Source organism: Frankia tisae, from assembly GCF_025403405.1.
In the GTDB taxonomy this organism is placed as follows: domain Bacteria; phylum Actinomycetota; class Actinomycetes; order Frankiales; family Frankiaceae; genus Frankia; species Frankia tisai.
The window spans coordinates 20583-30035 of sequence record NZ_JANEZT010000034.1 but is presented as its reverse complement, the minus strand read 5'-3'; the positions used below and the strand labels follow the sequence as shown (position 1 = coordinate 30035).

The window sequence follows — 9453 nt, the reverse complement described above, 5'->3', positions numbered from 1 at the left end:
GTGGCTGGGTGGGCTGCGGCTGGTGGCGGTGGACGGGACGACGTCGGACGTGCCGGACACGGCGGGCAACCGGGCGGTGTTCGGTGGGCCGTCGAACGGCGGCGGGCCGGGGCCGTTCCCGCAGGTCCGCTGGGTGGCGGCGGCCGAGTCGGGGACCGGGGCGCTGCTGGGAGCGGCGTTCGGCCCGTACACGGCGGGCGAGCAGGTGCTGGTCCGGGACCTGCTGGCTGCGCTCGGGCCGGGGATGCTGGTACTGGCCGATCGCAACTTCCTGTCGCACGCGCTGGCCCGCGACGTGCTCGCGGCCGGCGCGCACCTGCTGTGGCGGGCGAAGGCGTCGTTCGCGCTGAAGCCGGTGGAGGTGCTGGCGGACGGGACCTACCTGGCCCGGCTGAACCCGGCCCGTAAGACCGACGGCCCGGCGCTGACCGTCCGGGTGATCGAGTACACCGTGCACACCACCGGCCCCGGTGGCACGGCCAGCTCGGAGCTGTTCTGCCTGGTCACCGACCTCCTCGACGTCGAGGAGTGGCCGGCGTTGGACCTGGCCTGCGCCTACCGCGACCGGTGGGGCGTGGAGACCGTGATCGGCCACCACAAGACCGACCTCGGCGAGGGCCAGGCGGTCCTACGCAGCCGCGACCCTGAGGGCGTCGCCCAGGAGATGTGGGCCCTTTTCGCCGTCTACCAGGCGTTGCACCGGCTCATGGGCACCGCCGCCGACGCCACCGGCCTACCCCCCTCAACGATCAGTTTCCGGCACACCCTGACCGCCGCGACCGACTCGATCGGCGCGGCCTTTCCCCCCTGATCAGGCACTTCTCACCTTCCTACTCAAACTCGTCGAACCAGCCTTCACCATCCGTGACCGGCCCCCACGCACCACACCCCGCACGAGCAAGAGACCCGGCGCCTACCCCACCCGCCAACCCGGCGACCCAGGCACCAGCCCAGTCGAACACCGCCTCGAGCTCCACTGCCTCCACCCCAGACGGTCACCCTGAACACAAATCTCCAAGCAATCCCTTAAAGCATGTCCATTGCGCCCAAGCCCCGATCGAGGGGGATTCTGGCCACAGCGGTAGCGGCTCCCACGGCGCGGCTGGGAGTGGTGATGAACCGCTACCGGGGTTGGCCCAGGGGCTGCTTGCCAGGGGTGTGCCGGCGGTGTTGGCGATGACCAGCTCGGTTACCGACGACTATGCCGCCGATCTGACCTCGCGGTTCTACGGAGAACTCGTCAACCGGCACTACCCCGAACCACTTGCTGCCTTCTCCGACGCTCGCCGGGCCGCCGAAGCCTCCCGAGTTGCCAGAGCCGATGCCCAGAAGGGGCTGTCCTCCTCCGCGCGGCCGCCCGCGGAATGGGCCGTACCGGCGCTGTTCCTCAACGGACCGTCGACCCGCCTCTATGATCCGGGCGGCCCGGACGACACCATCACCGAGCCAGTGATGCCGGTGCTGGCCGAGGGGATCGTCGTCCGTCGGGTCGGGGACTTCGTCGGCCGCCGCGGCGAACTGCGCAGCCTGGCCAACCACCTGAGTGCCGACCTGGCGGGTGTGGTGATTCACGGGCTGGGCGGAGTCGGCAAGTCCGCCCTCGCCACCGAGTTCCTCGCCACCCTCGGCGAGAAGGCCGGTCTGCTCGTCTCGCTGACCGGCCGGGTCGGCGTCAACGAGATCCTTGCCGCGGTCGCCGGCCGGCTGGTGTCATGGTGCTCCGATCACGAGGCTGACGACACCATCCGCGGCCTGGCCGAACGGCTGAGCTCCGGTCGGGTCGCCTGGGTCGACGGGCTCGGACTGCTGGCCGAGCATCTCCTCCCCGTCCTACCGGTGACCCTGTTCCTCGACCACGCCGAGAGCCTTCTCACCCCAACCGGCGCCGGCACCGAACGTGCGTTCGCCGACGAGCAGGTCGGAGCATTCGTTGCTGCGTGGACGGCGCTGCCCGGGCGGGCACGGCTGTTGATCACCAGCAGGTTCCCGCTGCCTGTCGATCGTGACACCGGCCAGCGGCTAACCCACCTTCACCTCGGCCCGTTGTCCTCCGCCGAAACTCGCAAGCTTCTCTGGCGCCTACCCGCCCTCGATAGGCTCGAGCACGCCGAGAAGATCCGGGTCATTGCCGACGTGGGCGGCCACCCTCGTGCCCTGGAGTACCTCGACGCCATCCTCGCCGGCGGCCCCGGCCGGTTTGGTGACGTCACCGGCAAGGTCGAGGCCGCCCTGCGCGCCCGGGGGATCAGTGACCCCGCCGCCTGGCGTGCCGAAATCCACGTCGACCTGAACCGGGCGCTTGCCGAGACGGTCATGCTCGTCGGCGACGACGTCTTCCTCGACGACCTCCTTGCCCGCCTCGACACCGTCCCCCACGCCCGCCGCCTCATCACCGGCGCCGCTGTCTACCGCCGGAGGGTTGACGCCGATGGTCTGGTCTGGCAGATTTCCGAGCCTCTCGACCACTCCGCGGATTCCGGCCTCGATGCCCAGAACACTGGACAGCCCCGGCGACCGCTGGCCAGCCCCGACGGCTTTGAGCCGGCCTGGAGAGTCGTTCTCGATCTCGGCCTGCTTGCTCCCGCCGGCAGCGGCGGCAGCGACGACACGGCTAGGTTCATCGTGTATCGCTGGATCGCCACCGCGATCCTTCGTCGGGCCGAAGACGAAGACCGCACCGCCGCCCACCGGGCCGCAGCCGCCTACTGGCAGTGGTGCCAGGATCGGAGCGCCAGCGTTACTCAGCTCCTCGAGGCCGGCCATCACCATCTCGAAGCCGGTGACATCGACCACCTGAAAGCGACCACCTACAAAGCCTGCGATCAGCTTCATACCTTGGGCGAATGGGACCGAGAGGAAGATGTCTGCCGGCATACCCTAGATCGTCTTCCTCGCACCGGCCAGCTCACCGCTGCGTTCCATCAGCAGCTCGGCGTCCTCGCTTGGCATCGGGGGAATCTCACTGAGGCGGAAGATAGCTGCAACCAATCCCTTGCCCTCTTCGAGAGGGTCGGGGACCGTCTCGGCATCGCCACCAACCTGCACCAACTCGGTATCGTCGCCCGGATGCGAGAGGACTACTCGGCTGCGGAGGACTACTACCAGCGGGCCTGTGTGATCTTTTTGGAACTCGGAGATCGCGCTGGCGTCGCCAGCAACTACGGCGAACTCGGCAACATGGCGCAGGCTCGTGGAGCTTACCCGGCTGCGGAGGACTACTACCAGCGGGCCTGTGTGATCTTTGTGGAACTCGGAGATCGCCCCGGCATCGCCAGGAGCACACACCAGCTCGGAATCGTCGCCCAAGACCAGGGAAAATATACGGCTGCTGAAGCGCTGTACCTGCAGTCCCTCGCTATCGGTGAGGATCTGGGGGATCTTTCTGGTATAGCCAACAGTCTTCATCGGCTCGGCAGAATCGCCGAACTCAGGGGATATTACCCGGTCGCCGAGGACTACTACCAACGGGCCCGTGAGATCGCCGATGACCTCGGGGACCGCGCCGGCGTCGCGCGCACTTCCCTCCACCTGGGCATACTCGCTGAACTTCAGGGCTACTACCCGGTAGCGAAACAATGCTGCCGGCAAGCTCACGATATATTCGAGAAGCTCGGGGACCGTTTCGGCATCGCTGCCAGCCTTCATCAGCTCGGTTTGATCGTCGAGCATGAGGAGGATTACTCGGCCGCGGAAGGTTTCTATCGGGAAGCCCTCGCCATTCATGCGGGGTTCCGGGACCGCCCTGCCGTATCCGCCTGCCTCCATCAACTCGGCATGGTCGCCGAACTGCGAGGCGAATACTTGGCCGCGGAAGAGCTCTACCGACAGTCCCTCGCCATCGACGAGGAGCTTGGGGACGAGGCCGGCATTGCCGGCAGCCTCCACCAACTCGGCATGATCGCTCAGGCGCGGGGAGAGTATGCGGACGCGGAAGACCTTTACCATCGATCCCTCGCAATCACCAGGAGGATCGGGGATCGCGTCGGCGCCGCCAACAGCGTGCATCAACTCGGACTGCTGGACCACGTGCAGGGAGATCACTCGTCCGCAGAAGACCGCTGCCGTCGAGCCAACGCCATCTTCGTGGAGATCGGGGACCGCGCCGGCATCGCGGTCACGACCGCACAGCTGGGAATCCTCGCTGCCGAGAAGGGGAGGATCGCTGACGCGGTGTACCACCATCTTCAGGCCCTGAACATCCACGTGGAGATCGGCGCGCCGGAGGTTTCTGACGATGTGTTCTGGCTGGCCCGGCTGCGACAGCAGCTCGGGGATGACACCTTCCGGACGCTGCTCGCCCGAAATCTGTCCGCAGACGAGGTCACTCCCGTGCTCGCCCTGATCACATCCGGCACGGACGACACCTGACGATCCAATAACAATAATCAACGCCGTTGACAGCATTCCGCGCCATGATCAAAAAAGTGCAGGGGTGGCGGATACCAAGAGACGTACCAGGCGATTGCTCGCCTGGATCCCCGGGCACGTCGGAGGAGGCGGAGACGGTGCGTGTTCTTCAGCGCTGCCGTGGATCCGTCGCCTGGTCCGATCTTGCCATGTACGGCCCTCCGGAGGTGGAACGTGCCCGGATCAACGTCGTTGCCGGTGCCCCTGCGTCGATTCCTGCGCGCCGGCCGGGCGACCGATCGTCCGACTCCGGTGTCCAGGGCCGCCGGGTCCGTCGCGGCGGGGGGTGCGTCCCGCGTGGTCGTGGTGGGCAGCGGGTTCGCCGGGCTGCGGTTGCTGCGGCGGCTGGAGAGCCTGCTGCCGGCGTCGGCGGCGGAGCTCACCGTCGTCTCCCCGGTGGATCACCTGCTCTACACCTCCCTGATGCCGCAGGTCTGCGCGAGTTCGGTGGAGCCGCGGCACCTGGCGGTGGCCACCCGGGGGGCGCTGCGCCGCACCGTGCTGCGCCTCGGTCGTGCGGTGGCGGTGGACACCCAGGCCCGCACGGTGACCGTCCGCGGCAATGACGGCACAGTCGACGAGCTGGGCTGGGATCGGCTCGTGCTGGCCCCCGGCTCCGTCACGCGGACCTTCGACATCCCGGGCGTGCGCGAGCACGCGATCGGCCTGAAGAACCTCGCCGAGGCCGTCCACCTGCGTGACCACGTGCTGCGGCAGTTCGAGCGGGCGGACGCCACCGCGGACGACGCCGGCCGGCGCGCCCTGTGCACCTTCGTGATCGTCGGTGGCGGCTACACGGGTACGGAGCTCGCCGCGCAGATGACCCGCTTCAGCCGGCGCGCGGTGGCGAACTACCCGCGGGTGCACGCCGAGGGTGTCCGCTGGGTGCTCGTCGACCACGCGCCGAGCCTGCTGCACGAACTCGCGCCGTCCCTCGGCCACCGGGCCGCCGAAGTGCTCACCGCCCGCGGCGTCGAGCTGCGGCTGCGGACGTCGGTGAACGAGATCACCGAGCGCACCGTCCGGTTGGGCCAGGGGGAGCACGCCGACCAGCACGAGACGATCGACACCCACACGGTGGTCTGGTGCGCGGGGGTGTCGCCCAGTCCGCTCATGACGAACCTCGGCCTGCCCACCACGCACGGGCGCCTCGTCGTCGACGACTGCTTCCGCGTCCCCGAGGTGGAGGGCCTGTTCGCACTGGGGGACGCCGCGGCTGTGCCCGACGTGACCCGTGCAGGCGCCCCCGCCGGCCAGACCGCCCAGCATGCGGTGCGCCAGGCCGTGGCCGCCGCCCGCAACGTGGCCGCGTCCCTCGGTCACGGCACTGCCCGGCCGTACCGGCACCGGGACCTCGGGTTCGTCGTCGACCTGGGTGGGCGGGACGCTGTGGCCAACCCGTTCGGGCTGACCCTGCATGGCCTGCCGGCGGTCGTGGTCACCCGGGCGTACCACGCGTACGCACTGAACAACGGGTCCAATCGGGCCAGGGTGCTCACGGACTGGGCACTGGACCTGGTCATCCCGCACCAGATCGTGCAGCTCGGTTTCGACAACGGGCGGCAACCCACGATCGACGCCACCGAGCAGACCGGCATCTACGCCGGCGCCGTGTCGCAGCTGCCGGGCGGCGGCGGGGGGCGGTGAGCCGGGCCGGCCGGCCGGCCAGATGGGGCGGTTCCGCCGCCGACGGCCGCAACCCTGCCGTGCGTCGGTTCGCGTTGCCAGAGGTGGCCCCCCGTTCGGGCGGCACGGAGTCCGCGGAGGCCGGCGGCGCAGGCAGGTGACCGCCCTGCGATAGCGTTGCCCCGACCGGGCCGGCCCCAACCGGGTCTGCCCCGGGGCCCGGCCCGGCCAGGAGCGGCCAGGAGCAGGACGACGACGAGGTGAAGCAGGCCCACGCCTATCCCCGGAACGATCCCCCTGAGACCTCGTCGCCCTGAGACCTCGTCGCCTCCGCGGGCTCCCTTCGGACGGCGGACCGTCGCGAATCCGTGATCGATCAATGGGAGCCCGTCCGTCAACGCGATGATGAGCCGGCGGACGGGACCGCCGGTGGCGCCGCCTGAACCGGGGATGCGGGCGGTGATCGGCCGCGCGGCCCGGTACGTCACCCGAGCGGGCCAGCCACGGGGGCGATTCGGATGCGATGCGGTGGGAGGTGCCTTGCCAGCAGGTCAAGGCGCATTACCGGCAGTCCGGCAGGTATGCGACCCACCCCGACGGGGGAGACCCTCATGACAGCGGACGGCCTTGGGAGGCGCGGGATGGCGCTCGGTGGCCGCATCGACCGGGCCCAGCAACGTAACCGTGGGGTCGGCTTTGTCATCGCTGTCATCTACAAGTTCGCCGATGATCAGGGCGGCTACCTCGCCGCCCTGATCACCTTCTATGCCTTCCTGTCGCTGTTCCCGCTGTTGCTGCTGCTCACGACCGGGCTGGGCTTCGTCCTGCACGGCCATCACGATCTGCAGGAGCAGGTCGTGACCTCCACGCTCAGCCAGTTCCCGATCATCGGCGACCAGCTCCGCGACGACGTGCAGGCCCTCAAGGGCAGCGGGATCGCCGTCGCCGTCGGCGTCCTCGGCGCCATCTCCGGCAGCCTCGGCGTCGCCCGAGCCATCGGCAACGCCCTGGACACCGTCTGGGCGGTGCCGCGTCGGTCCCGACCGAACCCGTTCTTCGCCCGGTTGCGCAGCCTCAGCCTCATCGGCCTGCTCGGCCTCGGTGTACTGATGACGACGGTGCTCTCCAGTGTCACGACCGGGGCGTCGGCGTTCGGTCGACTGGCCGCCGGGTTCCAGGTGCTCGCGGTCGCGATCTCCACGGCGGGCAACGCCGGCCTGATCCTCGTCGCCTTCAAGGTCCTGACCGCCCGGTCCGTCCGGGTGCGGGAGAACCTGCCCGGGGCGGTGTTCGCGGCGTTGGGCTGGCAGCTCGTGCAGACGCTGGGCGGCTACTACATTGCCCACCAGCTCAAGGGTTCCACCCAGGTCTACGGACTGTTCGGGCTCGTTCTCGGTCTGATGACCTGGCTGTACTTCCTCGCCGTCGTCGTGGTCCTCGCCATGGAGATCAACGCGGTGCGGGCGGGCCGGCTCTTCCCGCGGGCGCTGCTGACCCCGTTCACCGACGACGTCGAGCTCACTGAATCCGACCGGCGGGCCTACACCTCCTACGCCAAGGCGGAGCAGTTCAAAAGCTTCCAGCAGGTGGACGTCACCTTCACCGATCTGCCCAGCCAGCAGTCGCCGACGAGCGACCCGCCACCCTCGACGCCCCCCGCCGCGAATCGTGATCCGGCCCCCGCCGCGGACTGTGATCCCGTCACCGACATGAGCCGTGATCGGTCCTCCGACCTGGGCGGTGATCCTGCCACCGGCGTTGATCGTGACCCCGCCCCCGTGGCGGATCCGGGTTCGCGGCCGTAACGGCTCCGGGCTCCGGGCTTGATGCCGGATCGCGGCGCAGGCTCCGGACGGATGTGCGTATGCCCCCGGACGGTCCCCTCACGCTTCGGAACGGAATGGCGGAGGTTGCCGATCGTCCGGGATCCGGACCGGCGCGATCAGCACGGCGGTGGGGTCGGCGGGACCGCCGACCACCGCCGGCCACAAGCCGTCGTTGACGCAGTCCCGCGCCGCATCCCTGGCCCAGTCGGGCGGCGCGGTCAAGGAGACGAACCGACCCCGATCCGTCCCGAGGACCACGTGGACCGCGATCAACGCGTGGCGCAGCGCCCGCCGGCGGGGGGCTCGGGCGGTCCAGCCCGCCGGGATCCACTCCCCGGCCTCGTCGGCCTGAGAGGGCCAACTGGAGGTGTTGACCACCTCCGCGCGCAGCCGCAGCAGTGAGTGCGGACCGGGATACAGCCCGGCGCTGAGCCGCAGCTCCGCCCGGGCGGACCAGCTGTCCCAGGTGATCCTGGTCGGTGCCGCGCCGCCACCGTGATCCACCGTCCGCACCCGGCGTCCGGACGGCGCACTGAGCTGGACCGTGTGGGCCCCCGACCGGGTGGAGCCCGACCCGCCCGCCGCCGCGCCGGCCGGCTCCCAGGGGTCCGGTCGGGGGGCACTCAGATGCGGCAGCCAGCCGCGCGGCCATTCTCCGCTTGGGGAAGGCGCCATCGGCTGGGGGCGCACCGCCAGCAGGTCCGTGACCGCCACGGCCTCGTCGACCTCGTGCGGCAGAAACTCGGCCTGGTCGTCGGGGTCGGCGTCGAGCGCTGCCCCGCCGCCGGCACCACCCGGCCGGAGGACCTGCTGTTCCCTCGTGGTGATCTGCAGCCAGCGCACCCGCGTGGTCAGCACGGCGTCGAGGTCGGCCGCCAACAGGAATTCCGCGTGGACGTGCGCCCGCTCATCCGGATGGCGCGCGGCGTACGCCACCGGGGTCAGCACCCCGGCGAGCCCGCTCGGCCGGCCTGCGCCGGACCGCGCGCGCTGATCCGGATCGCACCGGTAGATCGTCGCGTCGGCGATTGCCACCGCCCGGTCGAGTGGTGCCTGAACCGTTCTCATCGTTAGCCCTTTCACTCGCGGGCGGACCACGCGTCGCGCCCGGCCCAGCCCACGAACCGCGAATCTCGACACCGGTCGCCCGCTCCTGCACTGGGCGGGTAGGAGTGGGAATCCCCCGCTCAGGCGGGGAGGACGTCAAAGAACGGTGATCGCCTCCCCGGCATGGACCAGCACCGTGTCGCCGATGTGTGCCTGGACGAGGGCGAGACCGATCTCCTCCGTGCCGGCGGGTGTCCGGACAAGTGCGACCGAGCCCGGCAGGCACCGGATGATCTCGGCCTCGATCGTCTCTCCCGGCCCGGCGACCTGCCCGGCCGCACCACAGACGGGTGCTTCGGGGCCCGGATGGGCGGCGGCCCGTGCGGCCTCCCACGCCGAGAGCCGTTCGGGTCCCGAACGGGTGGCGTCGTCGCCCACTTCGGGGATGCGTGGCCTGCGCCGTCCAGGGGAGGCCGGGGCGGCGCTGGGGGCGTCCAGCGTTCGACGCAGCGGCGTACTGATGCTTCTGACCTGGTCGTTCATGGGT

General features: G+C 70.1%; 6 protein-coding genes. 4 read left to right on the top strand and 2 right to left on the bottom strand.

Features of this window, described 5'->3' with window-relative positions:
- The 4 genes from NBZ85_RS05665 to NBZ85_RS05650 all read left to right on the top strand — a co-directional run.
- The coding region (locus NBZ85_RS05665; RefSeq protein ID WP_261561583.1) for an IS4 family transposase at positions 1-811 on the top strand (811 nt) is incomplete at its 5' end.
- A gap of 53 nt (positions 812-864) precedes the next feature.
- Complete coding sequence (locus NBZ85_RS05660) at positions 865-4368, top strand: tetratricopeptide repeat protein (RefSeq protein WP_261561582.1); 3504 nt, start codon at positions 865-867, stop codon at positions 4366-4368.
- A gap of 237 nt (positions 4369-4605) precedes the next feature.
- The gene (locus NBZ85_RS05655; RefSeq protein WP_438803061.1) at positions 4606-6054 is read left to right on the top strand and encodes an NAD(P)/FAD-dependent oxidoreductase; all 1449 of its coding nucleotides are present in this window, start codon (positions 4606-4608) and stop codon (positions 6052-6054) included.
- Positions 6055-6644: 590 nt separating this feature from the next.
- Positions 6645-7838, top strand: a complete 1194-nt coding sequence (locus NBZ85_RS05650; protein ID WP_261561581.1) for a YihY/virulence factor BrkB family protein — start codon at positions 6645-6647, stop codon at positions 7836-7838.
- A gap of 78 nt (positions 7839-7916) precedes the next feature.
- Here NBZ85_RS05650 and NBZ85_RS05645 read toward each other — a convergent pair whose 3' ends face one another.
- Positions 7917-8927, bottom strand: coding sequence for a hypothetical protein (locus NBZ85_RS05645; RefSeq protein WP_261554131.1), 1011 nt, complete (start codon positions 8925-8927; stop codon positions 7917-7919).
- Between the two features lie 135 nt (positions 8928-9062).
- Positions 9063-9449 carry a HypC/HybG/HupF family hydrogenase formation chaperone gene (locus tag NBZ85_RS05640; protein WP_261554132.1) on the bottom strand — a complete coding sequence of 129 codons (387 nt, stop codon included), beginning with the start codon at positions 9447-9449 and terminating at the stop codon, positions 9063-9065.
- Between the last annotated feature and the right edge of the window lie 4 nt (positions 9450-9453).

What these genes read in the sequence shown, in the direction of transcription:
- NBZ85_RS05650 (WP_261561581.1), top strand. Translation starts at nt 6,645, where the DNA reads ATGACAGCGGACGGCCTTGGGAGGCGCGGGATGGCGCTCGGTGGCCGC.
- NBZ85_RS05645 (WP_261554131.1), bottom strand. Translation starts at nt 8,927, where the DNA reads ATGAGAACGGTTCAGGCACCACTCGACCGGGCGGTGGCAATCGCCGAC.
- NBZ85_RS05640 (WP_261554132.1), bottom strand. Translation starts at nt 9,449, where the DNA reads ATGAACGACCAGGTCAGAAGCATCAGTACGCCGCTGCGTCGAACGCTG.